At 65.4% G+C, this 26,388-nt stretch carries 20 protein-coding genes and 1 pseudogene; 7 read left to right on the top strand and 14 right to left on the bottom strand.

The window, feature by feature from the left end; genetic code table 11:
• The first annotated feature begins 268 nt into the window (after positions 1–268).
• Together K289_RS0102455 and K289_RS0102450 are read left to right on the top strand one after the other, a co-directional pair.
• Positions 269–589: a hypothetical protein gene (locus K289_RS0102455; RefSeq protein ID WP_027550010.1), complete on the top strand. Its 321-nt coding sequence runs from the start codon at positions 269–271 to the stop codon at positions 587–589.
• Between the two features lie 168 nt (positions 590–757).
• On the top strand, positions 758–2,251 hold the full coding sequence (locus K289_RS0102450; protein WP_027550009.1) for an NAD-dependent succinate-semialdehyde dehydrogenase: 1,494 nt from the start codon (positions 758–760) through the stop codon (positions 2,249–2,251).
• A 195-nt stretch (positions 2,252–2,446) separates the two neighbouring features.
• Here K289_RS0102450 and K289_RS0102445 read toward each other — a convergent pair whose 3' ends face one another.
• From K289_RS0102445 to K289_RS0102430, 4 genes and pseudogenes are all read right to left on the bottom strand, one after another.
• Positions 2,447–4,663 (bottom strand): SLC26A/SulP transporter family protein, encoded by a 2,217-nt coding sequence (locus K289_RS0102445; RefSeq protein WP_027550008.1) that lies wholly within the window; start codon positions 4,661–4,663, stop codon positions 2,447–2,449.
• Between the two features lie 157 nt (positions 4,664–4,820).
• Positions 4,821–4,958 (bottom strand): annotated as a pseudogene (locus K289_RS52145) (enoyl-CoA hydratase); the annotation flags it as partial.
• Between the two features lie 21 nt (positions 4,959–4,979).
• A complete protein-coding gene (locus tag K289_RS0102435; RefSeq protein WP_027550007.1) occupies positions 4,980–5,894 on the bottom strand; it encodes a phosphoribosylaminoimidazolesuccinocarboxamide synthase in 915 nt (304 codons plus the stop codon).
• A gap of 93 nt (positions 5,895–5,987) precedes the next feature.
• A complete protein-coding gene (locus tag K289_RS0102430) occupies positions 5,988–6,905 on the bottom strand; it encodes a pirin family protein (protein WP_027550006.1) in 918 nt (305 codons plus the stop codon).
• Positions 6,906–6,969: 64 nt separating this feature from the next.
• Between K289_RS0102430 and K289_RS0102425 the strand changes: the two genes are divergently transcribed.
• The 3 genes from K289_RS0102425 (at position 6,970) to K289_RS0102415 (ending at position 10,423) form a co-directional block, all read left to right on the top strand.
• Positions 6,970–7,542 carry a GNAT family N-acetyltransferase gene (locus K289_RS0102425; RefSeq protein WP_027550005.1) on the top strand — a complete coding sequence of 191 codons (573 nt, stop codon included), beginning with the start codon at positions 6,970–6,972 and terminating at the stop codon, positions 7,540–7,542.
• Between the two features lie 62 nt (positions 7,543–7,604).
• Positions 7,605–8,669, top strand: a complete 1,065-nt coding sequence (locus K289_RS0102420) for a helix-turn-helix domain-containing protein (RefSeq protein WP_027550004.1) — start codon at positions 7,605–7,607, stop codon at positions 8,667–8,669.
• A 326-nt stretch (positions 8,670–8,995) separates the two neighbouring features.
• Positions 8,996–10,423: a serine hydrolase gene (locus K289_RS0102415; protein WP_027550003.1), complete on the top strand. Its 1,428-nt coding sequence runs from the start codon at positions 8,996–8,998 to the stop codon at positions 10,421–10,423.
• A 43-nt stretch (positions 10,424–10,466) separates the two neighbouring features.
• Here the strand turns inward: K289_RS0102415 and K289_RS0102410 are convergent, their stop codons facing one another.
• Entirely contained in the window at positions 10,467–11,837 is a 1,371-nt protein-coding gene (locus K289_RS0102410) for an MmgE/PrpD family protein (protein ID WP_027550002.1), read from the bottom strand.
• Positions 11,838–11,960: 123 nt separating this feature from the next.
• Here K289_RS0102410 and K289_RS0102405 point away from each other — a divergent pair, with 123 nt between their 5' ends.
• A complete protein-coding gene (locus K289_RS0102405) occupies positions 11,961–13,076 on the top strand; it encodes an aromatic acid exporter family protein (protein WP_027550001.1) in 1,116 nt (371 codons plus the stop codon).
• Positions 13,077–13,299: 223 nt separating this feature from the next.
• Positions 13,300–13,803: an isoprenylcysteine carboxylmethyltransferase family protein gene (locus K289_RS0102400; RefSeq protein WP_027550000.1), complete on the top strand. Its 504-nt coding sequence runs from the start codon at positions 13,300–13,302 to the stop codon at positions 13,801–13,803.
• A 302-nt stretch (positions 13,804–14,105) separates the two neighbouring features.
• Here the strand turns inward: K289_RS0102400 and K289_RS0102395 are convergent, their stop codons facing one another.
• From K289_RS0102395 to dnaA, 9 genes are all read right to left on the bottom strand, one after another.
• Entirely contained in the window at positions 14,106–14,753 is a 648-nt protein-coding gene (locus K289_RS0102395; RefSeq protein ID WP_027549999.1) for a 2-hydroxychromene-2-carboxylate isomerase, read from the bottom strand.
• A complete protein-coding gene (locus tag K289_RS0102390) occupies positions 14,750–15,238 on the bottom strand; it encodes a DUF2867 domain-containing protein (RefSeq protein WP_027549998.1) in 489 nt (162 codons plus the stop codon). The genes K289_RS0102395 and K289_RS0102390 overlap by 4 nt, the downstream gene beginning before the upstream one ends.
• Positions 15,235–16,629 carry an MATE family efflux transporter gene (locus tag K289_RS0102385; protein WP_027549997.1) on the bottom strand — a complete coding sequence of 465 codons (1,395 nt, stop codon included), beginning with the start codon at positions 16,627–16,629 and terminating at the stop codon, positions 15,235–15,237. The genes K289_RS0102390 and K289_RS0102385 overlap by 4 nt, the downstream gene beginning before the upstream one ends.
• A 108-nt stretch (positions 16,630–16,737) precedes the next feature.
• On the bottom strand, positions 16,738–18,033 hold the full coding sequence (murA, locus tag K289_RS0102380) for a UDP-N-acetylglucosamine 1-carboxyvinyltransferase (RefSeq protein WP_027549996.1): 1,296 nt from the start codon (positions 18,031–18,033) through the stop codon (positions 16,738–16,740).
• 421 nt (positions 18,034–18,454) lie between these two features.
• On the bottom strand, positions 18,455–20,890 hold the full coding sequence (gene gyrB / locus K289_RS0102375) for a DNA topoisomerase (ATP-hydrolyzing) subunit B (protein WP_027549995.1): 2,436 nt from the start codon (positions 20,888–20,890) through the stop codon (positions 18,455–18,457).
• Between the two features lie 342 nt (positions 20,891–21,232).
• Positions 21,233–21,991, bottom strand: a complete 759-nt coding sequence (locus tag K289_RS0102370; RefSeq protein WP_027549994.1) for a hypothetical protein — start codon at positions 21,989–21,991, stop codon at positions 21,233–21,235.
• A 124-nt stretch (positions 21,992–22,115) separates the two neighbouring features.
• On the bottom strand, positions 22,116–23,252 hold the full coding sequence (recF, locus tag K289_RS0102365) for a DNA replication/repair protein RecF (protein ID WP_027549993.1): 1,137 nt from the start codon (positions 23,250–23,252) through the stop codon (positions 22,116–22,118).
• A 163-nt stretch (positions 23,253–23,415) separates the two neighbouring features.
• Positions 23,416–24,534 (bottom strand): DNA polymerase III subunit beta, encoded by a 1,119-nt coding sequence (gene dnaN / locus K289_RS0102360; protein WP_027549992.1) that lies wholly within the window; start codon positions 24,532–24,534, stop codon positions 23,416–23,418.
• A gap of 263 nt (positions 24,535–24,797) precedes the next feature.
• Positions 24,798–26,210, bottom strand: a complete 1,413-nt coding sequence (gene dnaA / locus K289_RS0102355; RefSeq protein WP_027549991.1) for a chromosomal replication initiator protein DnaA — start codon at positions 26,208–26,210, stop codon at positions 24,798–24,800.
• Between the last annotated feature and the right edge of the window lie 178 nt (positions 26,211–26,388).

Genomic DNA, 26,388 nt, shown 5'->3' with positions numbered 1-26,388 from the left:
AACGTACGGTCGCGATGTCGTGACTTGACGACAGACGCCCTGCGCAGGACGACAAGGCAACCGAACTGCAACACGTCGATACAATCTGCGGTGGATGGCCGCACTTGGGCCGTGACCCCTCAGGCGGCAAGACGATATGTTTCGAGAGTTTTCGAAGCACTTGAAACATTTTGTGCGCTGCGACGTTCGGCTTACCGCCGGACCGATGCGGCCCGACGTCAAGACTTGAAGCAAATTTTGGCGGCAATACGCCGCGAGGGGACTTGAGATGATTTCGACCTGGAGCGAATGGAAGCGCTATCCCCGTCCCGGACGGGGCGAGAATCTGGAGGCGCCGATCGCGCCCGGCATTTACGAGGTCCGGATCGCCGGCTCCGGTGCACTCTACTCCTTCGGCGCGGTCGACAATGTGGCGCAGGCGCTGGCGCTGCTGCCGGTCGGCTCAAAATCCTGGTTCGGCCGTCGCGACACCTCCGACGTTCCCGATCTCGAATACCGGACCTGCGCGACCTCGTCCAAGGCCGACGCCAAGGCCGCAGCCGAGCGCATGATCGGCCGGCGCGAGACCTATATGAGCGGCGCGGCCTAGAGCATGATCCGGAAAAGTGTGCAGCGGTTTTCCGAAAAGATCATGCTCAAACAATAAGTCACGCCGCTCCCAGCTTAATTCCAAGCAGATGTGCGTTGCGGGGCGGTGCATTGTGCGTCGCCTGTCCCTATATTCCGGGCCGATCTGATCGTCCCAAGGAGCAACGCCATGACCCCGACCGCCGCCGCACGCGCCTCGCAAGCCACCTCCACCCTGCGCGACCGGTTGAAGGACCCCTCGCTCCTGAAGGAGGCCTGCTTCATCGACGGCGCCTGGGTCGGTTCGCCGGTGTTTCCCGTGAACAATCCCGCGACAGGCGTGGAGCTGGCAAAAGTCCCGCAGCTTTCGGCGGATGATACGACCAAGGCGGTCGAAGCCGCCGAGCGCGCCTTCCCGGCCTGGGCGAAACTCACCGCCAAGCAGCGCTCCAACATTCTTCGCAAATGGTTTGAGCTGATCGTCGCCAACCGCGAGGATCTCGCGCTGATCCTCACCTCCGAGCAGGGCAAGCCGCTCAGCGAAGCCCTAGGCGAGGTCGATATCGGCGGTGCCTATGTCGAGTTCTTCGCGGAAGAGGCGCGTCGCGTCTATGGCGAAACCATCCCGACGCAGCGTCCCGACGCGCGGCTGCTCGCGATCAAGCAGCCGATCGGCGTCTGCGGCGCGATCACGCCATGGAATTTTCCGAACTCGATGATTACGCGCAAGGTGTCGCCGGCGTTGGCCGCCGGCTGCACCGTGGTGCTGAAGCCCGCGAACGAAACGCCGCTGTCGGCGCTGGCGCTTGCCGCGCTCGCCGAGAAGGCCGGCGTGCCCAAGGGCGTGTTCAACATCATCACCGGCGATGCGCCGCCGATCGGCAAGGTGCTGTGCGAGCATCCGGCGGTGCGCTTCGTCGGCTTCACCGGCTCGACCGCCGTCGGGAAGATTCTCTATCAGCAGGCCTCCGTCGGCGTGAAGAGGCTCGGCCTGGAACTCGGCGGCAACGCGCCGTTCGTGGTGTTCGACGACGCCGATATCGATGCGGCGGTCGAAGGCGCGATCGTCTCGAAGTACCGCAACATGGGCCAGACCTGCGTCTGCGCCAACCGCCTTTACGCGCAGGACAAGATCTACGACGAGTTCGTGCAGAAGCTGTCGAAGAAGGTTGCGGCGATGAAGATCGGCGATGGCACCGAGAGCGGCGTCACGCAGGGACCGCTGATCAACATGAAAGCGGTCGACAAGATCGAGCGCCACATCGCCGATGCAGTGAAGCGCGGTGCCAAGGTCGTCACCGGCGGCAAGCGCAGTGCGCTCGGGCGCTCCTTCTTCGAGCCGACCGTGCTGTCCGACGTCAAGCCGGACTCACTGGTGTCGCAGGAGGAAACCTTTGGCCCGCTCGCGCCAGTGATCCGCTTCAAGGACGAAGCCGACGTCATCGCGATGTGCAACGCCTCGCCGTTTGGTCTCGCCTCCTACTTTTACTCTCGCGATCTCGGCCGCGTCTGGCGCGTCGCCGAGGCGCTGGAGTCGGGCATGGTCGGCGTCAACACCGGCCTGATCACGACGGAAGTCGCGCCGTTCGGCGGCGTCAAGGAGAGTGGCCTGGGACGCGAGGGCTCGCATCACGGCATGGAAGAATATGTCGAGATCAAATACGTGATGATGGCGGGGGTGTAACCGTAGCGCCGCCGTAGCCGCGGATTACCCAGCCGCGAGTAGCGCGAAGCGTTTGGTGCGCTGATGCCTCCACACCGTCATGGCCGGGCTTGTCCCGGCCATCCACGCTTACCCCACGACACAGAAGAACGTGGATGCCCGGGATAAGCCCGGCCTGACGACCTCCGGTATATGCAATCGCACTCGCTGCGCATTTCACCGCCGCAGCACCGCGATCGTCCGATTGGCAAAGCTCAGCCGCTCGGCCATGACCGACACGAAATAGGTCAGCAGCTTGTGGCTGAGCTCGGGGTCTTCGTCCTTGATCGCGTCGAACTGGTGCGTGTTCAGCACGTAGAGCACGCTTGCGACTTCCGCCTGAATGGTCGCGCTGCGCGGCGTGTGCGCCACGAGGCCCATTTCGCCGATCGTGGTGTAGCGGCCGAGGCTGCGCACGCGCGTGGTGCGGTCGTCGTCGGCCGGGACCATGATGCCGACGCGGCCGTCGAGGATGAAGTGCATGGAATCGGCGGCATCGCCGGCCTGCACGATGACCTCGCCGGCCTCGACCTCGAGGCGCTGGCAGCGGCGGATCAGCTCGTCGGCGTCGTCCTCGCTGTCGAGAATCCCCGTGAACCAGTCCTTCAAGCTGGCTTCTTCCTGCGCCAAGCCCTGATGCTGCGAGATGATCTCGTTCTCGCACCACTCCAGCGCATGATCGAGCTCGGGAATGAGGGCGACGCCTTCGCCGATGAAGTCGCTGGACCGCAGCACCTTCTCGGCGGCGGCCGACAGATGTACCAGGATCAGCTCGACGCCGAGATCCGCCGCGCTGCGCTTGATCTGAGCAAAGCTGTAGGCGGCTGAGGAATCGACGCCGGTCACGAGCTTGAAGTCGAACAGCAGATAGCGGCACTCCGGGCGCTCCTGCAGCAGGCGCTTGACGTGCTGATAGAGCCGGTTGGCGGAGCCGAAGAACAGATAGCTCTGCAGGTTCAGGCCCTGGATCTTGCCGCCATGGGCCAGCAGCACCTCCTGGTCGTCGCGCGAGCGGTCGAGCGAGGAGCGATATTCGGAGCCGTCGAAACTGTACTTGATCGATTCAACCCGCGCCGCGCTGAACGCGAAGGTCGCGCAGCCGATGATCACGCCGATCAGGATGCCCGGCACGAAACCCCAGGTCACGATGATCGCGATGATGGCGATCAGCGACAGATATTCGAGCTTGGAGAGCCGTTTGCGCGACTCGATGATCCATTTGTGCAGTTGGTCGGCGCCGAGGTAGAGCAGGAGGCCGCCGAGCACGAATTTCGGCATGAAGCCGAGCAGCTCCGGCGCGACGGCGAGCATCAGGAGCGACATCGCCGCGACGGTGAGGCCGGAGAGGCGTCCGCGCCCGCCGCTGCTGAAATTGAGGATCGAACGGCTCACCGAAATGCAGCCGGCATAGCCGCCGAGCGCGCCGGTCAGGATGTTGGCCGCGCCCGTGACGTTCAGCTCGCGCTCCAGGTTGGCCTCACGATGCACGGCGACCTCGATCCCCGTGGTGTTGAACAGCGTGCTCGACGCCGTGACGAAGATGACGGCGACGAGGTTGCCGAGCAGGTCCGGCACGGCGTGCCAGGGATAGTGGACGAAACCGTCGGTGTGCCAGGGCAACATGAACGACGCCGGCGGTGGCGGTTGGAAAGTCCAGCCCAGGCTCCGTGCTTCGTCCGGCGAGATGCCGGCGATCCAGAACGCCATGTGCGCCGTGAGCATGCCGCCGACCAGGATGATCGGCAGCCCGAAAGGGCTGCGCGAGCGATGCCAGGTCAGGTACAGCACCAGCGCCATCCCGCAGGCCGCGCCCAGCTCCGACAGCGTGATCCCGCTGGTGAAGCGCAGCAGCGTGGAAAATTGCACGGGATGGTCAGTTATCACCCGGATCGCGCCCATGACGATCAGAAGCCCGGTGGCGCCGAGGAAGCCGCCGACCACGGGATAAGGCACGTAGCGGATCGCGCGGCCCATCCGCGTCAGTCCCAGTCCGCACAGGGTGACGCCGGTCAGAATGGTCGACAGGCCGAGCGTGATCAGGACGGACGAGAGCAATGACGTCGGCAAATTCGCCGCCTCGATGCGCTCGACCAGCGAGGCGGCGAGGATTCCCGTCACGGCCGCGGTTGAGCTGTCAGGCGCGGCGACCGCGAAGGGCAGTGAGCTTCCGAATGCGACGACGGCCGCAAGCATGGCGGAGCTGATGAAGGTCGCGGCAATCCCGTAGGACAAATAGGCCGACAGCGGGCCTGCAAAGATCAGCAGCGCGTAGGAGAGCCCGAAGGTGACGGTCAGGACGCTCGCGGCGCTGCCGCCCAGGATATCATTCAGCGCACGTTTGAGGGTTGGGCTGGAGCGCGGGACCGGACTGTAGGTAATTGCTGGATCTGTCACGCCTTTGTGCGCCCCTGAAAGTTCCCGTCCGAGACGTAGACGAGTCGGAGGCTAGCGCAACAGGATTCTTCTGATTGTGAAATGTCCGACAATTTCTGGCAAAATCGTTCGCGTCAATTGTCCTGGCCGGAGGCCTCGGCGCCGCCGACCGGACGCCCCCGGTGAGGATGAGATCCATGGCATGTGAATGGCCAATCATACGCGGCAGGCGGAGGGTGCCGAGATCGATCAGCGGCCCGCCGAATCGGCGGCGGAATATGCCGAAGGTCGCGTCCTCCGCGACCACGCGCATGTCGGTGGGAGGGGCAACGACTGATTAAATCTTCAGCTCCGTCCCCGTCACGCGCCGATACGCTTCCAGATACCGTTTGCTGGTCGCGTCCACCACGCTTGCCGGCAGCGGCGGGGGCGGGGCGTCGCCGTTCCAGCGCCCGGCGTGGCGCTCGATGTCGAGATAGTCGCGCAAGGGCTGCTTGTCGAAGCTCGCCTGCGGCTGGCCGGGCTTGTAGGCATCGACGGCCCAGAAGCGCGAGGAATCCGGTGTCATCACCTCGTCGATCAGGATGATGCGCCCGTCCTTGTCGCGGCCGAACTCGAACTTGGTGTCGGCGATGATGATGCCCTGCTCACGCGCTCGCTCCTCGCCGAGCGTGTAGACCGCGCGCGTCATGCTCTCGAGCGTGTAGGCGACCTCGTCGCCGACGACCTCGCGCATCCGCGCGATGGTGATGTTCTCGTCGTGGCCGGTCTCGGCCTTGGTCGCCGGGCTGAAGATCGCAGGCTCGAGCTTCTCGCTCTCGGCGAGGCCGGCCTTCAGCTTCTCACCCGCGAGCGTGCCGCTTGCAGCATATTCCTTCCAGGCCGAGCCGGAGAGATAGCCGCGGATCACGCATTCGATCGGAAAGACGGTGGCGCGGCGGGACAGCATGGCGCGGCCGTGGATGTCGGCGCGGTGCGGCTTCAAGGCCGGCACGGCGGCGATGATCTCGTCGGTATCGGCGCTGATCATGTGATGCGGCACCACGCCTTCGAGCTGTCTGAACCAGAACGCGCTCACTTGCGTCAGCACGGCGCCCTTCATCGGGATGGTCTCGCCCATGACGACGTCGAAGGCGCTGATGCGGTCGGTGGTGACGAGCAGCAGGCGGTCGTCGTCGACGGCATAGATATCGCGCACCTTGCCGCGTCCGATCTTGGAGAGGGGCAGGTCGCTGGAGAGCATGGTGGTCATCGGCAAGGCTTTCGGAGACAGGGCTTTCGGAGACAAGGCCTTCGGGCAGGAAATCCAGCCGCGCCGGACAGCGCTGCCGGAAGCGGGGATAGCCTATTCCGGCAGCGGAATGAACTCATGTTCCTGCGGAACCGCCGCAAAGCGGCCGGTTTTCCAATCCTGCTTGGCCTGCTCGATCCGCTCCTTGCTGGAGGAGACGAAATTCCACCAGATGTGGCGCGGCCCTTCCAGCGCATCACCACCCAGGAACATCATCCGCGTGGCCTTGAGCGCCTTCACGGTGATGCGGTCGCCGGGGCGGAAGATCAGGAGCCGCGGCCCCTCATAGCGCTCGTTGGCGATCTCGACCTCGCCGTCGACGAGGTAGATCGCGCGCTCCTCATGGTCGGGGTCGAGCGGCACGCTCGCGCCCGCAACCGCCGTAACCTCGGTGTAGAACCAGGGTGAGACCATCGACACCGGCGAGGCGATGCCGAAGGACGAGCCCGCGATCACCCGCGCGGTGAAATCGCGCTCCGAGATCATCGGCAGGTCGCCGGCGGCGTAGTGCTGGAACGACGGCGCGATCTCCTCGGATCCCGCCGGCAACGCGATCCAGCTCTGCAGGCCCAGCATCTTCTGGCCCGATGCGCGCTGCGTATCCGGCGTGCGCTCGGAGTGTGCGATGCCGCGCCCGGCGGTCATCAAATTCATCGCGCCGGGCTGGATCTCCTGGACGTTGCCCTCGCTGTCGCGGTGCATGATTGCGCCGTCGAACAGATAGGTGACGGTGGCGAGCCCGATATGCGGATGCGGCCGCACGTCCATGCCCTTGCCGGAGACGAACTGCACCGGGCCGAAATGGTCGAAGAAGATGAAGGGCCCGACCATCTGCCGCTTGCCATGCGGCAGCGCGCGCCGCACCTCGAATCCGTCGCCGAGATCGCGAGTACGCGGCACGATGACGAGGTCGAGCGCATCGCATGTCTTGGGATCGCCAAGCACGGGGTCGTTGTCGGGCATCCAGCTCATGGTGGACTCCTGTTTCTTGCTGATATGATTGTAGCAGAACAACGTTGGGAACGGGAGGAGACAGATGATTCCGCCGCTCAAGCCTGGCGCCAGGCTGCTCGAGGTCACGGGCCCAAGAATCGAGACGGAGCGTCTGATCCTGCGGCCATGGTGCGCAAGTGATATTGCGCCGAATGCCAAGATGTTGACCGATCCGGGTACGGCCCGCTTCATCGCAGCGGACGGCAAGCCGGTCGCGACCGAGATCGCCGGCTGGCGCAACGCGGCCGTTATCTCGGGACACTGGGCTCTCCACGGCTTCGGCATGTTCGTGGTCGAGGAAAAGTCGAGCGGCGCCTATATCGGCCGGGTCGGTCCGTGGTGCCCGCCGGGCTGGCCCGGTTTCGAGGTCGGCTGGGGCATTGCCAAGGAATTCCGCGGAAAAGGCTATGCCTTGGAGGCGGCCCGTGCATCGATCGATTGGGTGTTCGACAGCTTTGAGGTCGACGAGATCATGCACTGTATCGAAAGCGTGAATGCGCCGTCGCAGGCTGTGGCCCGCAGCCTCGGGGCGCGAAAGGATCGCGAGATCGATCTGTTCGGCAAGCCTGCCGACGCCTGGATCACCTCGCGCGCCTTGTGGGTCCGGCAAAATTGAATCGGTCTTTGATCTAACTTAAGTTCGGGGCATGGGCGCGGCTGCGCAATCGGGTCGACCGGATGTTGCTGACCAATCTCGAACTCGCCTTTCGCGCCGGCGCCGTGGCGGTGCTGCTGGTGCTGACGGCGTCGCTGTTCTCCGGCTTCAGGAGCGTGCTGGCGGGGCGGCTTGCGATTGCCTTCGCGCTCGGCTCGGCGGCGCACGCGGCGAGCTATTCAATCGGCGCGCCGGCGCTGGTGTCTGCCTGGCACGCGCCGCTGATCGCGCTGTCGACCGGCAATGTCGCGGTGTTCTGGCTTTTCACGCGCGCGCTGTTCGATGACGATTTTCGCTTGCACTGGTGGCATGGCGCGGTCTGGGCGCTCGTTGCGGTCTTCAGCTTCGTCAGTTGCCTCTGGATCGCGCCAAGCGGAAACCTGCGGCTCGCCGTCGTCGCGACCAATCTGATCTCGCTCGGCTTCATCGCGCTGGCGGTGATGCAAACCATCACGTCGTGGTCGGCGGACCTCGTCGAGCGGCGACGCCGCCTCCGCGTCTTCATCGTCGTGGCCGCCGCACTCTATGGCGGGCTGAACGCGTTGCTCCAGGTCTTCGTTGGTGGGAGCGGCGCGGGCGACATTGCCAACACGATCAACGCCGGCGTGCTCGCCTTGGTCGTCGCCGCGATCGCTTGCGCGATGATGCGCGTCGATGGTGCTGACCTGTTTCCGGCGCCTGCCGAGCCCGCGCCGACGATCGTGCCGAGCCAACCCGTCGCGGCCGAGGAGGCTGCCGACCAGAAGCTGATCGATGCCTTGATGCGGCTGATGTCGGACGAACGCATCTACCGCCAGGAGAACATCACCATCGGTGCCCTGGCGGGCCGGCTCAAGATCCCCGAATACCGGCTGCGCCGCTTGATCAACCAGCGGCTCGGCTATCGCAACTTCAATGTGTTCCTGAACAACCACCGGATCGAAGAGGCCAAGGCCGCGCTCGCCGATCCCGCCCAGGCCGAGGTGCCCGTCATCACCATCGCCATGGACGCCGGCTTCCAATCGCTCGGTCCCTTCAACCGCGCCTTCAAGGCGGTCACGGGTGTGACGCCGACGGAATACCGGCGGCTGAAGGTGAACGCGGCGTGATTGCTTCTTCACCTCTCCCCGCTTGCGGGGAGAGGTCGAATTCGATCGCAGATCGAATTCGGGTGAGGGGGTACAGGTCTCTCGGTGGTCTCACGCGCGGATAGAGGCCCCTCACCCCAACCCTCTCCCCGCCAGCGGGAAGAGGGAGCGGACCGCCGCCAGGGCGGTGGGCACCTTAAAAGCTTAAACCGTTGGATTTGTTTGATTATTCCGGAATCGGCCAACTCCCGCCCACATTCAGCAAGGCCAACTTCCAAATCCGGCGAGCCATCGTCCGTGCGCTCCGGCTTTCTCCCGCCATAACTGCACAAGCCGGAGAACCGCCGTTGACCCGCCGCCGCAAGATCATCCTCCTCATCACCACCATCGCCTGTGCCGGCCTCGCGCTCGGCGCAGCCCGCGCTCGCGACGTGCCGAAGGTCGCCACCGGCTTCGTCGCCGATATCCTCTGCGCCGAGACGTTCGTCTCCGGCTTCGATCCCCGGCGCACGTTCACTGAAACCACCGATGCGATGCCCGGCACCGGCCTGATCACCTGGGCGATGAACTACCAGGTCGACCGCGTGCGCAAGGATGTCACGGTGACGCTGTTCGGCATCGGCCGCAGCCATGCCGTCTATCGCGAGGGCCTCGGCTGCACGCTCGAGCACGGCGCTGGGATCGTCGACGTCGAGTTGCCGCCCGATGACAAGCAGCCCGCACTGCTGCCCGAGATCGCCGGACCTTCGATCGTGCCGCCGCAAAGCGAGGGGCTAGCCGTCGCGATCGACCGCGCCTTCACCGAGCCCGCGCAGCCGCCATATCGCCGGACACGTGCGGTGGTCGTCATGAAGAACGGCCGCATCATCGCCGAGCGCTATGCGGACGGCGTTGGACCGGAGACGCCTCTGCTCGGCTTCTCCATGACGAAATCGGTGACCTCGGCCCTGACCGGAATCCTGGTGCGGCAGGGCATGCTGAAGCTCGACGGGCCTGCACCGGTTGCCGCGTGGAAGAATCCGGAAGATCCGCGCCACGCCATTACCGTCGACCAGCTCTTGCGCCACACCGCCGGCCTTGCGCTTGGCAGCTCGCTCCAGGCTTCGCTCGGCTCCGCGTTCGAGCCCGTCAATCGCATGAAGTTCATGGAAGCCGACATGGCCGCCTATGCCGAGAGCATGCCGCTGGCATCAGCGCCGGGCGCGGCCTGGAACTATCACGACGGCAACACGCTGATCCTCTCGCAACTGATCCGCAACGCGGTCGGCGGCAATCCGGCCGATGTGCTTGCCTTCGCGCGCCGCGAATTGTTCGCGCCGCTCGGCATGCGCCATGTCACGCTTCAGCTCGACGGCGCCGGCACGGCGGAGGGTTCGAGCGAAATGCTGGCATCCGCGCGCGACTGGGCGCGCTTCGGCCAGCTCTATCTCAACGACGGCGTCGCCGGCGGCAGGCGTATCCTGCCCGAGGGTTGGGTGAGCTACTCCGCGTCGGCCACGCCGAACGCGTGGGTCGGCATCGGCGCCGGCTTCTGGACCAATCAGGGCGACAGTTTTGGCGCGACCTACCGCATCGAGCACGGCTGGCCGCGCGATGCCTTCTTCGCCAAGGGCACGATCGGCCAGTACACGATCGTGATCCCGTCGGAGCGGCTGGTGATCGTGCGGTTAGGTCGCTCGCCGAACTGGCCGCCGGATGCGGATGGTGTGTTCGATTTGGTTCGCGACGTGGTCGCGGCGACGCGCGAGAAGGGGAAAGTGGCGGGGGTGAATTGACTTCACCTCTCCCCGTAAGAACGGGAAGAGGGAGAAGAAAGAGCTATTGCCTTCCCAGCTCCGTCGCTTTCGCCACGCGGTCGAAGCGCTCCAGCGACAGGATCGCGTCCGCAAATTTCTCCGCCCGTGCGTTCAGCACGGGGCGCGCCAGCGTCAGGAATTTCTGCTGCATCGCCTGCGCGTCGGGGAAGGAGGTCGGCTCGCCCGACGGATCGGCATAGAGCCGTTCATGCACGCCGTCGTCGGTGGTGATGCTGACGCGCGCGCCGAAGGGGTGGGTGCGGCCGATCTCGAGCCGGTCATCCTGCACCACGTCGAACTTGTCCGCGAGCTTGTCGATGGCGGCATCGCCGAGGCGGTTGTAGTCGTCCCAGCCGAAGCTGCCCTGATCGAGCGCGAGCGCGCCGGTGAAGAACATCGAGAACTGGCCGCCGACGATTGACGTCGGATGCCGCTTGGTTGCGGCGTCGCCCGTCAGCGTGATGCCGTTGCGGTGCAGCCCGATCTCGACGCGCTTGACCTGGTCGGGCGTCAGATTGTGCTCGCGCCGCATCGCGATCAGCGCGTCGATGGCGGCATGGGTGTAGCGGCAGCTCGGATACGGTTTTACGCCGATCTTCATCGTCTCATAGGTCTTGCCGAGCTCGGCGACCGCCTTGTCGGGATGCGCGTCGTCGGTGTAGCCGGCGAGCAGGCCGTGCTTGCCTTCGACCGATTCCGTTGCGCCGACGAAATCGTTGCGCGCCAGCGTCGCGGCGATCACGCCGTTCATCGCGGCGGCGCCGACCTGGTAGCGCTTGTTCCAGGCGCCGTTGACCAAAAACTGCAGCGAGCCCGCGGCCTGGCTGCCGGCGACGCCGAAGGCGGCGATGATCTGCTTCTCGGAGAGACCGAACAGCTTTGCTGCCGCCGCGGCCGCGCCGTAGGTGCCCGCCGTCGCGGTCGGGTGAAAACCGCGCGCATAATGCGAGGTCGGGTCGAGCGCGTTGCCGAGCCGGCAGCAGACTTCATAGCCCGCGACGATTGCGGTCAGCACGTCGCGCCCCGACGCGCCGACCATCTCGCCGACGGCGAACGCCGCCGGCACCACCGGCGCACTCGGATGCAGCGAGGAATCCGCATGGGTATCGTCGAAGTCGAGGGAATGGCCGAGTGCACCGTTGAGCAGCGCTGCGACCGCGGGCGTCCAGGTCTTGGCATCGCCGAACACGGTGGACTCGCCCTTGGTGTCGAGCGCGAGCGCCTCCAGCATCTTCAGGAGCGACGGGGTCGATTCCGCTTCGCTGCGCGCGCGGATTGCGCTGCCGAGGAAATCCAGCGTCAGCACTTTTGCGCGATCCAGCACTTCCGCCGGAATATCAGGGTATTTCAGGTTGGCGACATAAGCGGCGAGCGTTGCGGTTTCCTGGGCCATCGTGTTTCCTCGTTTTGGCCGGCAAGTTAGGCGGGCTGATTTTGCCTTTCAAGCGGCCTTGCGGCCGCGGGGATCAGCTATGCTTTTGGCCGGTTACGAGGATTTGGACCGGGATTTTTGACGATGACACTCGCAAAACAGGTGTTCGACCAGATCCGGTCGCGAAGGACGCAACTGGGGCTGGCGGTCCGGGTCACGGTGGCGGCGACCGTCGCCTACGTGGTCGCGACCGCGCTGCATTTGTTGCTGCCGCTCTGGGCAGTCCTGACCTCGCTGATCGTCACCCAGATGAGCGTCGGCCGCTCGCTGAAGGCGACGCGCGACTACATGCTCGGCACGATAGGCGGCGCCATCTATGGCGGCGCCATTGCTGTGTCGCTGCCCTATTCCAGCGAAGCCGGACTGCTCGGGCTCCTGGTGCTGTCGGTCGCCCCGCTTGCCTTCATCGCGGCGATCAATCCGAGCCTGAGCGCCGCTACGGTGACGGCGGTGATCGTGCTGCTGGTTCCTACCATGCACCACTCCGATCCGATGACCTCGGCGATCGACCGCGTCAGCGAGGTCGCGGTCGGCGCGATCACGGGGCTGCTGGTTTCGTTCCTCGTGCTTCCCTCGCGCGCGGTGCGACAGATCCGCGCCAACGCGGCGCTGCTGCTCGAGCTGATCGCCGACGCCTTCACCGAACTGCTTGCAGGCCTGACCCGCGGTCGCGACAACGAGGCGCTGCATCGGATCCAGGACGGCATCGGGACCGCGATGGTGGGCCTCAACGCCATCGGCGCCGAAGCCGAGCGCGAGCGCGCGGCACGCCTGTCGAGCGGACCCGACACCGGACCTCTGCTACGAACCATCCTGCGGCTGCGCCATGACGTCGTCATGATCGGCCGCGCCACCGTGGTGCCGCTGCCGGCCGAGGTGCAGACGCGGCTCGCAGGGCCGTTGGCCGAAGTTTCGACCGTCATCGCCGGCTTTCTTCGCTCGGCTGCCGTGGCCCTGCGCGAGGGCGCCGGCGCGCCGCCGATCCATCCCGTGCACCTTGCGCTCCAGCATTACTCCGAGGCGGTCGCGGCCGTGCGCCAGGACGGCCTGATCCGCGGCCAGCCCGCCGATACCGCCGAGCGCTTCTTCGCGCTCGGCTTCTCGCTCGAGCAGATGCACCAGAATCTCTGCGATCTCGACCGCGTCGTCGGCGAATGGTCCGAGGCCGCGGCGGGCAAGCCGGCGCGGGTTGCGGAGTGACCTAGCGAGTGCGCTAACAAACGTCGGCTTCTGACAGCAAAGCGGAAGTCGCTCGGCTTGGCCGTGATCGGCGGCATATGACCCTGGCGAAACTCGGCCTGAAGATCAGAAGCGAGGTGAAGTGAACGCGACGGCCGGCACAACTAATTGTGGAGCCGCGTTCAAATGCTCTAAGCAGAAAGTGATTTGCTGAGCTATTCTTGTCGGGTCGTAGGAGTAGGCAATGTCGAAAGCAATTGCTGTCTTCGGCTCCGCTCTGTTCTTCGTCATTGCGCCGTTGGTGCTGGCAGGCTTCATCCCCTGGTGGGTCACGCAGTGGGAATTTCGGCCAGCTTTTTTCGGCGTCGATCTAACCCGCATCCTCGGCGGTATATTGATCATCGTCGGAGTGCCCGGACTTGTGGATTCATTTGCCCGTTTTGCGCTGGAGGGGCTGGGGACGCCCGCCCCGATCGCGCCGACACAAAAGCTCGTAGTGACTGGCCTTTATCGCTACGTGCGAAATCCGATCTACATCGCGGTCGTTGCAGTCATTTTTGGTCAGGCCCTTTTGTTTGGTGACTGGCGTCTCCTCTGGTACGGCGCGCTACTCTGGCTGTTTTTTCATCTCTTTGTGGTGATGTACGAAGAACCAACGCTCAAGCAAACATTCGGAACGGAGTACGAGAGCTTTCGGACTAATGTGCCGCGCTGGATTCCGCGGTTGACGCCATGGCGAGCCGCATAAAGGAATCGCTGCAAGCGGCTCGATGCCGGCTGCAACAGACAGTGCGAGATGGCGAAGCGTAGCAAGCACGCCTAGTGGCCTCGCCCCGGAGGGCCGACTACCTTTGCCGCCAAGGTCGAAATAGCGCATGGGCCGGGCAACTGCTTCGCACGCCGTGTCTTTCCGATCCCGGAGGAAGACCGGCCGTCTGCGCCTGCGCATTATGAGGACCGAATCTGGCCCAGGGGCGACATGCATCAATGCTAGCTTGAACGTCGACTTTCGAGAGCGAAGCGGACTTGGCAATTTCGCGAGTGTAGGCCCTACCGCCGCAGGCCCTTACTCTGCATGCGCCAGAGCAGGAGATCGATGCGGTCCTGGCCGAAGAACGGCTCTTTCTCGAACACGAAAGTCGGCACGCCCCAATGGCCGGAGGCGGCGTGATCCTTCTCGTTGTCGGCGATCACCTGCTCGTAGCGATCCGGATCGCTGCTGATCGCGGCGTCCATCGCGGCGAGATCGAAGCCGGCCTTTTCGGCGGCGCGCGCGAGATGGTCGCCTTCGTTCCATCCCGTGACCGAGCCGTCCCACAGCACGCGCGCGATCGCGGCGGTGAATGCGAGCGCGCGGCCGTCGAGTTGCGCCATCGCGCCCAACCGGGTCAGGCGATGGATGTAGGGCTGCTCGGCAGCGACCTCCAGCGTCGCCATGTCCTGCACGATCGGATCGGGCCGCGGAAAGCGGAACGGAATTTTCTCGTGCTCGGCAACGCGGCGGGAGTCCAGCACGATATAGCGCGCGAATTGCGGATTGGCCTTCTTGAAGAAGCCGGGCACGCGAACCGCGAGCGGATAGACCGGACGCAGATTGACCGCGAGATCGTAGTCCTCGACGAGCTTGAGCGTCTTGGGTAGCGCCAGATAGCTGTACGGGCTGCGGAAGGAGAAGAAGAGGTCGACCGCAAGTGTCATCGCGCCGGCTCCATGATCCGTCCCATCATGCCGCGGACCACGAGCTTGTGGAACGGCATGATCAGGGTGAGATAGGTCCGTCCGAGCAGATTATGCGTCCGCACCAGCGTGGTCGAGGTGACCTCGCGGCTTGTCGCTTCGCCAGCCAATTCGACCACGATGCGGAAGTCGAGGTGATAATCGTTGAAGCCCGCGACCAGCCGCTCCGGCGTTTCGCTGACCACCGGAAACAGGCCGATCAGGCCGTGCGGTGCCGGCGTGCCTTCGCCCGATGTCTTCAGCCCGAACGGGCTCACCAGGATGTTGCGCAGGCGCACGAGTGTATCGACCCAGCGCGGTCCGTGCAGCACCATCCGGACGCAGGCCTCGCGGGCATCGATGGGGCTCGCGCCGATCTCGACGCGGTACGCGTCGATGAACTGCGCGCCCGCCAGCACGGCGCCGGCATCGATCTCGGGGGTGACTTCGCGGACTGTCCCGGTCATCCCGCCAGTCTGCGCGTCAGCATCCCGAAGCGCAAGATCAGGAGCCCGGCATAGACGAACGTCCCGATCGAGAACCCGATCCAGACGCCGACCGCGCCAAGCCCGGCGTTGAAAGCCAGCAGCCAGGCGACGGGAAACGCGACGCACCAATAGCCGATCGCCGCGAACACCAGCGTCATCCTGGTGTCATTGATGCCGCGCAGCGCGCCGCCCACGATGGTCTGGAGGCCGTCGGCGATGAAGAAGGTCGCGCCGACCAGCAGAAGCGTCGCCGTCAGCTCGACGGTCGCCGCGCTCGCCTCGCCGCTGCCGAAGAACAGCCGTCCCAGCTGGTAACGGCCGAGGATGATGGCGACGGTCAGGGCCGAGACGAGGACGATTCCGAGCAGGGCCGCGACGAGGCCCGCGCGCTTCACCGCGAGCGGCTCGTTGCGGCCGAAGGCGTGGCCGACCCGCACCGTCGCCGCCATGCCGATGCCGAGCGGGACCATGAACAGCACGGCGGTGACTTGCAGCGCGATCTGATGCGCGGCGAGCGCGGTGGTCGAGATCAGCCCCATCAGCAGGGCCGCCGAGGAGAACAGGCCGTATTCCATCAGGAGCGAGAACGAGATCGGCGCGCCGAGCACGATGAGCTGGCGCATCAGGGGCCAGTCGATCCGCCAGAGATGGGCAAGCGGATGATAGTCGGCGAACGGCTTGCGCATCCCAGCGATGGCGAGCGCAGCGATGAAGGTGCCGAGATTGACGAGCGTGGTCGCGAGCCCCGCGCCAAGCAGGCCGAGCTCCGGCAGGCCGAACAGACCATGGATCAGGCAGTAGACCAGCGCGGCATTGGCGGGAATCGCCGCAATGGTGATCCACAGCGGCGGCTGCGGCCGGTTCACCGCGCTCATTATGCCGCGCAGCGCGATGAAGCCGAGCGCCGGCGCGATGCCCCAGGCAAGCCCGTTCAGATAGCGCTGGGCGAGCGCTGCGGACTGCGGCGCCTGTCCAAGCGCAAGCAGAATGTGCTCGCCGTAGAGCGGCGAGGCCATCATCGGCAGCGAGATCAAGAGCGCGACCCACAGGCCGACGCGCAGGGAGCGGCGGATCAGCCTGACGTCCCCGGCGCCAAATGCCTGCGCCGCCAGCGGCGACACCGCAGCCATCAATCCGAGCCCAAAGGTGAAGCTGACGAAATAGACCGTATGCGCCAGCGCTGCAGCAGCGACCGAGTCCTCGCCGAGCCGCCCGATCAGCGCGAGATCGGTCGTGATCATCGCGATCTGCCCGAGCTGCGTCAGCATCATCGGCACGGCCAGCCGCAGCGTCTCGACGAATTCATCGGCGAGATGATTTTGCGGCATGCCGGCTCGCGGCTGCGGACGAGGCTGGACGGTGTCGAGCATGGCCGGTCAATAGCACAGCCACACGTCGAAAACATGGCCTCGCGCTTCATCTCCCTCTCCCCTTGCAAGGGGAGAAGGGAGGGAATCGCGGGGAGAGACGAAAACCCCTCAGCTCTTCCGCTCAGGCACGCGCTTGATCTTCGCGCCCAGCGCGTTCAGCCGTTCCTCGATGCGCTCGTAGCCGCGCTCGATCTGGTCGGCGTTGTTGATGGTCGAGGTGCCCTCGGCGCAAACGGCGGCGAGCAGCATGGCCATGCCGGCGCGGATGTCAGGCGAGGTCATCGGCGCGCCGCGCAGGCGGCTGGGACCTGCGATGATGGCGCGATGAGGATCGCAGAGAACAATTCGTGCGCCCATCGCGATCAGCTTGTCGACGAAGAACATCCGCGACTCGAACATCTTCTCGAACATCAGGATCACGCCCTCGCATTGCGTGGCGGTGACGATCGCGATCGACATCAGGTCGGCCGGGAAGGCCGGCCAGGGCTGGTCTTCCAGCTTCGGCACATGTCCGCCAAAGTCGTCCTGGATCTTCAGCGTCTGGTTGGAGGGCACGATCAGATCGTCGCCCTCGACGCGGCAGACGATGCCGAGCCGCTCGAATCCCATGCGGATCGAGCGCAGATGCTCGACGCCGGCGCGCACGATGCGAAGCGGCGAGCGTGTCACGGCGGCAAGCCCGATCAGCGAGCCGACCTCGATATGGTCGGGCTGGATCGAATAGGTCGCCTCACCCAGCGTCGCCGGGCCATGGATCACCATGGTGTTGGTGCCGATGCCCTCGATCTTGGCGCCGAGCGCGACCAGGAAATTGGCGAGGTCCTGCACGTGCGGCTCGGAGGCCGCGTTACGCAAATAGGTGACGCCGTCGGCGGCCACGGCTGCGACCAGCGCATTCTCGGTCGCGGTGACGCTCGGCTCGTCCAGGAACACGTCGGCGCCGGTGAGCTTTGGCGCGCGGAACTCCAGCCGGTCGGTCGCGGTGACCTTGGCCCCTAACTGTTCCAGCGCCAGCACATGCGTGTCCAGCCGGCGCCGGCCGATGACGTCGCCGCCGGGCGGCGGCAGCATCAACTCGCCACAGCGGGCGAGCAGGGGACCTGCGAGCAGGATCGAGGCGCGGATGCGAACGCAGAGCTCGGGGTCGAGATCGGCGGCGCGGATGCTCTTGGCCTCAATGACGAGCGTATTGCGGGCGGTCCATTCGGCCGCCGCGCCGACCGAGCGGACCAGTTCGACCAGCGTCTCGGTGTCGCGAATGCGCGGTACGTTGTGAAGCGTGACCGGATGCTCGGTCAGCAGCGCGGCCGCGATGATCGGCAGCGCCGAGTTCTTGTTGCCGGACGGCTCGATCGAGCCCGAGAGCCGGTGACCGCCCTCGACGATGTACTGGATGGGCGCCACTTGGGTGTCCTGTTGGTTGGGCGGGGCTGCCTTCGGGAAGCGGAAAATACAGAGAATTGAGCGTGGTAGCAATTGCACTTGCCGCGGTTCAGGCCCGTTCCTCAGTCTCTAAGGGGCTCTCTGGACTTGCTGCGTCACGAGCACCGCCCTCATCCTGACAGCTTGTGAGGTTTTCTCGTCATTCCGGGGCGCGACGAAGTCGCGAGCCCGGAATCCATCGGGCCGCAGAGACGGCCGCGCAATGGATTCCGGGCTCGCGCTACGCGCGCCCCGGAATGACGAAGGGAGAGAGCGAGACACCGCGCTCAGGCCCTCATCCTGAAGGAGCCCGCCAAAGCGGGCGTCTCGAAGGATGGCCGCGGGCGGGATCACCGACCAAGTTCTGCTTAAGCTGCGAAAGCCTCTCGGCACGCGACCGACGTCAGATATCGATCGTCGCGCTCAGTGAATGTTCCTGGATGAAGTCGCGCCGCGGCTCGACCACGTCGCCCATCAGCTTGGTGAAGATGTCGTCGGCCTCGTCGACCTCCTTGACCTTCACCTGCAAGAGCGAGCGCACCTCGGTATCCAGCGTCGTCTCCCAGAGCTGCTCGGGGTTCATCTCGCCCAGACCTTTGTAGCGCTGGAGGGTGATGCCCTTGCGTCCCGACTCGGTGACCGCTTCGAACAGGTCGACCGGTCCGTGGACCATGAGCTCGCTGTCCTTGCGCCGCAGCTTGCCGGAGCGCGCATAAACGTCCTGAAGCTTCGTCGTGTACTCGTCGAGCTTGCGGGCCTCGGCCGAGCCCAGGAAGGCGTCGTCGATGATCGCGGCTTCCTTGACGCCGCGCACGGTGCGCTCGAACAGGAAGCCCTGGCCTTCGACGAATTGCCCGACCCAGCCGCGCTCGACCTCCTCGGCCTGGTTGTCCAGCCGGTTCGCGATGTATTGCGCCGCCGCGGCGGCGTTCTCGGGATTGCCGTAGATCGATTTGTTCAGCACGCCGGTGATGGCGGCCTGCTCGACGACCTTCCGGTTGTAGCGGCTGTGCAAATTGCGCAGGATGCTGCGGACGACGCGGGCGTCGTCGACCAGCGCGCGCAAGTCGCGGCCGGAGCGGTCGCCGCCGGTTCCGGGAGCGAACACGCAATCGTCGAGCCCGGCGTCGATCAGATAGTCTTCCAGCGCCCGCTCGTCCTTCAGATACTGCTCGGACTTGCCGCGCGAGACCTTATAGAGCGGCGGCTGGGCGATATAGAGATAGCCGCCGTCGATGATGTCGCGCATCTGCCGGTAGAAGAAGGTCAGAAGCAGCGTGCGGATGTGGGCGCCGTCGACGTCGGCGTCCGTCATCACGATGATCTTGTGGTAGCGCAGCTTCTCGATCGAGAAATCGTCGCTGATGCCGGTGCCGAGCGCGGTGATCAGCGTGCCGATCTGCTCTGACGACAGCATCTTGTCGGGACGGACGCGTTCCACGTTGAGGATCTTGCCGCGCAGCGGCAGCACCGCCTGGAATTCGCGGTTGCGGCCCTGCTTGGCGCTGCCGCCTGCCGAGTCGCCCTCGACGATGAAGAGTTCGGACTTTTCCGGATCCTTTTCCTGGCAGTCGGCGAGCTTGCCGGGCAGGGAGGAGACCGAGAGCGGGCTCTTGCGCGTCAGCTCGCGCGCCTTTCGCGCGGCTTCGCGGGCGGCGGCGGCCTGGATCACCTTGCCGACGATCATCTTGGCTTCGCTGGGATGCTCCTCGAACCAGGCCTGGAGCGCCTCGTTCAGCACGTTCTCGACCACGGGTCGCACTTCCGAGGACACCAGCTTGTCTTTGGTCTGCGACGAAAACTTCGGATCGGGCACCTTCACCGACAGCACCGCGGTGAGGCCTTCGCGGCAGTCATCGCCGGTAAGCGCGATCTTTTCCTTCTTCGCGTTGGCCTCGGCATAGCCGTTGACCTGGCGCGTCAGCGCGCCGCGGAAACCGGCAAGATGGGTGCCGCCGTCACGCTGCGGGATGTTGTTGGTGAAGCACAGCACGTTCTCGTGGTAGCTGTCGTTCCACCACAGCGCGGCCTCGACGCCGATGCCGTTGGCTTCCGAGCGCACCATGATCGGCGCGGGCACCAGTGCCTTCTTGTTGCGATCGAGATATTTGACGAATTCCTCGACGCCGCCGGAATAGTGCATCTCCTCGCGCTTCTCGACTGCGTGGCGCATGTCGGAGAGGATGATGTTGACGCCGGAATTGAGGAAGGCGAGCTCGCGCAGGCGGTGCTCGAGCGTGGCGAAATCGTATTCGACGTTCTTGAAGGTTTCGGTCGAGGCGAGGAACGTCACTTCGGTGCCGCGTTTGCCCGGCGCATCGCCGACGACCTTCAGCGGTGCGACCGCATCGCCATGGGCGAATTCGATGTAGTGCTCCTTGTCGTCGCGCCAGATGCGAAGCCCGAGCTTGCTCGACAGCGCGTTGACGACGGAGACGCCGACGCCGTGCAGGCCGCCGGAAACCTTGTAGGAATTCTGGTCGAACTTACCGCCGGCGTGCAGCTGGGTCATGATGACCTCGGCCGCCGAGATGCCTTCGCCCTTGTGGATGTCGACGGGGATGCCGCGGCCGTCGTCGCGCACGGTGACGGAATTGTCGGCATTGAGCACGACGTCGACGCGCGTGGCATGGCCCGCGAGCGCTTCGTCGATCGCGTTGTCGACGACCTCGTAGACCATGTGGTGCAGGCCGGAGCCGTCGTCGGTGTCGCCGATATACATGCCCGGACGCTTGCGGACGGCATCGAGACCCTTGAGCACGCGGATCGATTCCGCGCCGTATTCGCTCGCGTTGGAGGGCTCGTTTTCGGCACGCGGCTGCCGAGCAGGTTCTGTCATGAGATGCCTTCGAGGATGTCGCCCGAATCAGCGGCGCAGAAGGCGCTGATTTCGGAGGTATTTGTGCCACGAAAGGAGGATTGCGCCTAGCGCAAAGTATCCTCCCGCAACCCTTTGAGCAGATAGGGATTTTTAGCCGCGTTTCAAGGCTTTTGAAACCTGTTTTGGGGCTTCGAAAAAAGCGCGATTCGAAGGGGCGCTTCGCGCCTTTGGAAGGCCTGGTTTTGCGGGCCGGGGAAGGGTGTTCCGAGGCGCCTCGCGCGTCTTCACAAGTCGTCGTCATGGCCGAGAAAGCCGGCGTTCCAGCAGATGCATTGCGTCCTGCCGGACCGCGTCGCGGGCTCAATAGAACTGGAGCGGCGACCACAGGTCTCCGTCGGGCCCGACCGTGACGTCCCAGGCATCGCCGGCCACGAGATCTATGGTCGTGTCGCGGTCCGGGCGGCCTTCGATCTTCAGCGCATATGGGTATTTGCCCGGTGGCAGATCGAACAGCGGGGCCTTGGGGCGTTCCGTGCCGGCGCGGGCGGGGAGGGTGATGGTCCGGTGGTCGAGGATGAACACGACGTCCTTGCTGCCGAGATTGGTGAACATCAGCGCCGCACGGCCGGGCTCGGGCATGACGCGCGCTTTGGTTGCGGCGTCTCGGTTCCGCTGCACCAGATGGACCGAGGTGCCGCTGTCCGCGCGGTCGAGCTCCAGCATGGCCGGCCCCAGCGGGGAGACGAAGACGAGATGCACGCGATCGGCGGTGACCACCGCGCCATCATGCTGTTCCTGCCAGCCGCGCTTGCCGAGCTCGGCGCGATAGAAGGCGAGCACGTCGCTGAGATCCGCGGGGATGCGGGCTATCAGCTTGGTGCGAAGCGGAGCGTCGACGTCGAGCATCGTGGTGGTGTCGATCTCGCGATAGCTGTAGCGGGTCGGCGCCGGCAGGGCGGCCTCGGGATCCGGCGTGAGCGAGGCGGAGAACAGCCGGGGCAGATGCGGCATCCAGGCGCTCGCGCTGGCCGCAAGCACGCAGCTTGCGAGGAAGACGAGACCGCACACAAACGCCCGCCATCGTGCCGGGATTTTCGCCCCGAGCCTTACCGTCCGCATCTTGCTCTCCAGAGATATCGCGCGTGTCTGGGCTCTTGCGCGATTTGCGACGGCTGCGACACCGTTCGGCGCGGCCTCACACAGCTAGTCGCTTCCGGAAGGTGGCAGGTTCAATTGTCACGCCCTACCGGCGCCCGCTGATGCGCCCGTTCTCGACGTCAAAGACCTCGCCGCCGGCGCCGATCTCGGCGAAGGCGGCCGGGTCCGCGCCGGTCAGCCAGACCTGCGCGCCGAGCTTCCTCAGCTCCTCGAACAGCGCCGCGCGCCGGTTCGGATCGAGATGCGCGACGACTTCGTCGAGCAGCAACAGCGGCACGATGCCGGTCATCTCGGCGACGAGGCTCGCATGCGCCAGCACGAGCCCGATCAGCAGCGCCTTCTGCTCGCCGGTCGAGGCATCGCGCGCCGGCATGCTCTTCGGCGCATAGACGACCTGGAGATCGGTGAGGTGCGGGCCGTCGGTGGTGCGGCCGGCGATCGCATCGCGCGGACGGTTGTCGCGTAGGATCTGGCGGTAGCGGTCCTCGACGGCGGTCGCGGTTTCGGTGAGCAGCGCGTTCTCCATCCAGCCGTCGAGTGCGATCTGTGCCGACGGGAACGCGGAGGCCTGCGCGCGGGCATTCAGCATGCCGGTCAGCCGCGCCGCAGTCTGGCCGCGCGTCGCGGCCACCGCGACCGCGAGCTCCACCGTCTCGCGCTCGATCGCATCACACCAATGATCGTCGTAATTGCGCGTCTCGAGCAGGCGGTTGCGCGAGCGCAAGGAGCGCTCCAGCGCGGAGATGCGGCTGGAATGCTCGCTGTCGATGGCGAGCACCAGGCGGTCGAAGAAGCGCCGCCGTTCGGACGCCGCCCCCATGAACAGCCCGTCCATCGCCGGCGTCAGCCACACCATGCGGATGTGGTCGCCGAACGCGGCGGCCGAACCCACGGGCTCGCGATCGACGCGGCAGCGGCGGCTGACGGTGTTGTCGGGGCGCGGCGCATCGATGCCGGTGCCGAGAGTTGCAAGGCCCAGCGCGCCCTCGACCTGCGCTGAGACCGCCCAGGAGCCGTCGCCCTGATTGTCGGCGACGTCTTCCAGCGTCGCCCGCCGCAAGCCGCGTCCCGGCGACAGAAACGAGATCGCCTCGATGCAATTGGTCTTGCCCGCACCATTGGGCCCGACCAGCGCCACCATGTCAGCCGCCGTCTCGAGCCCCGCCGCCCGGTAATTGCGAAAATGCGTCAGCGTCAGGCGATGAATGCGGGAGGGGGTCATGAAATCCGCTTTTCGTCATGCCCGGCCTTGCGCCGGGCATCCACGTTCTTGGGCTCCGAAGACGTGGATGGCCGGGACATAGACGAGCGAAGCGACGCCGTCCTACAGACGGCTACGCCCGGCCATGACGGATGTAGTCGATACGTAGGGTTGCCGGTAGCCCTCACACCCGCATCGGCATCAGCACGTACAGCGCGCTCTTGTCGTCGCGGTCCTGGACCAGGGTCGGCGAGCCGGGGTCGGCGAGCTTCAGGGTTGCGACCTCGCCCTCGATCTGGGCGGCGATGTCGAGGAGGTAGCGCGAATTGAAGCCGATATCGAGGGCGTCGGAGGCGTATTCGACCTCGATCTCTTCGGTCGCGCTGCCTGAATCCGGATTGGTCACCGACAGCACCAGCTTGCCCGCCGACAGCGACAGCTTGACCGCGCGACCGCGTTCGCTGGAGATCGTCGAGACGCGGTCGACCGCGTTCTCGAAATCCTTCTTGTCGACGACGAGTTCCTTGTCGTTGTTCTGCGGGATGACGCGGCCATAGTCGGGGAAGGTGCCGTCGATCAGCTTCGAGGTCAGCACGACATTGCCGATGGTGAAGCGGATCTTGGCCTGCGACAGCTCGATCGTGATCTCGGCCTCGGAGTCCTCGATCAGGCGCTGCACCTCGCCGACGGTCTTGCGCGGCACGATCACGCCGGGCATGCCCGCAGCGCCCGCGGGCTGAACCAGGTCGAGCTGGGCGAGGCGGTGGCCGTCGGTGGCAACGCCGCGCAAGGTGGCGGCCTTGGCCGTTCCGGCGGCATGCAGATAGATGCCGTTGAGATAATAGCGCGTCTCTTCCGTCGAGATCGCGAACTGGGTGCGGTCGATCAGCCGCTTCACGTCCTTGGCGGCCAGCGAGAAGGAATGCGACATGTCGCCGGCGGCCAGATCCGGAAAATCATTCTCCGGCAGCGTCTGCAGCGTGAAGCGCGAACGGCCGGCGCGGATCGCGAGCACGGCGCGGTCGCCGTCGGCTTCCAGCACGATCTGCGAGCCGTCCGGCAGCTTGCGCACGATGTCGTAGAACATGTGCGCCGGCACGGTGGTGGAGCCCGCGGTCGCGGTTTCCGCGGGAAGCGTCTCGGTCACCTCGAGGTCGAGGTCGGTCGCCTTCAGCGACAATTTGGCGTTCTCGGCGCGGACCAGGACGTTGCCGAGGATCGGAATCGTGTTGCGGCGCTCGACCACGCGATGGACATGGCCCAGCGATTTCAGGAGTTGCGCGCGTTCGACCGTAACCTTCATTGCACTACTCGCCCGATCCCCAAGAAAACACAGCATTGGAAAAGCCGGGCGGCCGGAAGCGCGCCACGGCACCGAAGAACCCGAAAAGCCGGATCATCCACCCGATATGATCAAAGCCCCCCGGGTCGCGCAAGGTGGCGCGGATGGCTATCGGATTCAAGGGATTGGGGCCTAGTTCCCCACGATTTAGGCGCAAAACGCGAGCCGCCGCCCCGGCGGGACCGGGGCGGCGGGAGAAAAAGAATTCGGGGCGGCTTAGGGGTTTATTCCTGAAGCTGGCGCTTGAGGGACTCGACCTCCTCGGAGAGCGCCGTGTCCTTGCCGACCAGGGCCTCGATCTTGCGCACCGCGTGCAGCACCGTGGTGTGGTCGCGTCCGCCGAAGCGGCGGCCGATCTCCGGCAGCGAGCGCAGCGTCAGCGTCTTGGCGAGGTACATCGCCACCTGTCGCGGACGGACCACGTTGGCCGTACGGCGCGAGGACAGCAGGTCGGAGCGGCTGACGTTATACTGCCGCGCCACCACGCGCTGGATGTCCTCGATCTTGATGCGCTTGGGCTCCTGCGGCCGGATCAGGTCGCGCACCTCGCGCTCGGCCATCTCCAGCGTCACCGGCTGGTTGTTCAGCTTCGAGTGAGCAAGAAGCCGGTTGATCGCGCCTTCGAGGTCGCGGCCGTTATGGGTGATGGCGCGTGACAGATAGTTCAGCACTTCTTCCGGCACGTCGAAGGTTGCATGATGGGTGCGGGCCGCGGCGACGCGCGACTTGAGAATGCCGAGCCGCAGCTCTTCGCCGAGCGAGCCCATCTCGACCACGAGGCCGCCGGCAAGCCGCGAGCGAACGCGGTCGTCGAGGCTCTCGAGATCGGACGGCGGACGGTCGGCCGCGATCACGACGTGGCGGCCGGCGTCGATCAGCGCGTTCAGCGTGTGACAGAACTCGGCCTGCGTCGACTTGCCCTGCAGGAATTGCAGATCGTCGATGACGAGCACGTCGATGCCGCGCAGCGCCTCCTTGAAGGCGAGCGCCGTCTGCGTCTTCAGCGCGGCAACGAAGCCGTACATGAATTTTTCCGCGGTGAGATAGAGCACCTTGCGCTCGTTGCCGGAATTGCCGGCCCAGGTCACCGCCTGCAAGAGATGTGTCTTGCCGAGGCCGACGCCGGCATGAATGTAGAGCGGGTTGAACATCACGGGATCGCCTCTGCGACCTTCCGCAACCTGGCGGGCGGCCGCATGCGCCAGCGTGTTGGAACGGCCGACGACGAAGCTCGCAAAGGTCAGGCGCGGATCGAGCGGTGAGCCGCCGAGCGCATCATGATTGGCGGAGACCGGTGCGGTCGCCGTCGAGCGCAGCTCGGGCGCGGGCGCGCGGCGCGCCTCGACCGGCGCGGGCGCTTCCTTCGTCTGCATCGTCGGACGTACCGCGGAGCGAACGGTCAGATCGATGCGATGCACTTCCGGCATCTCGGCCTGCCAGCACGACAGCACGCGCTCGGCATAATGGGCCTGGATCCAGCTCTTGAGGAAGCGGGTCGGAACCGAAAGCCGCACGCTCTCGTCCTGCACTCCTTCCAGATCCATACGGGCAAACCAGCTCGTATAGACGTCTTCACCAACGCTCGAGCGCAGCCGTCCCTTCACGCGTGACCAGCGATCTTGTTCCGATGTGTTCATCGTCGAAAAACTTCTCTTGAGAGATAAAGTTGCGTTGTGAGCGCCATGCGGGGTTTCCCGCCATGGCGCGACCTCAAGCGAGTCCATCGTCAGGCATAGCTTGACCGTTCGGCGGAAACGCCGCGGGTCAGTTCAGCGATGTCAGAGATGGAGGGGTCGCGAGGTCAGCGCGTACTCG

This window comes from Bradyrhizobium sp. Cp5.3 (assembly GCF_000426265.1).
GTDB classification, from domain to species: domain Bacteria; phylum Pseudomonadota; class Alphaproteobacteria; order Rhizobiales; family Xanthobacteraceae; genus Bradyrhizobium; species Bradyrhizobium neotropicale.
The sequence above is the reverse complement of the archived record's forward strand: the minus strand, read 5'-3'. Positions and strand labels throughout refer to the sequence as shown.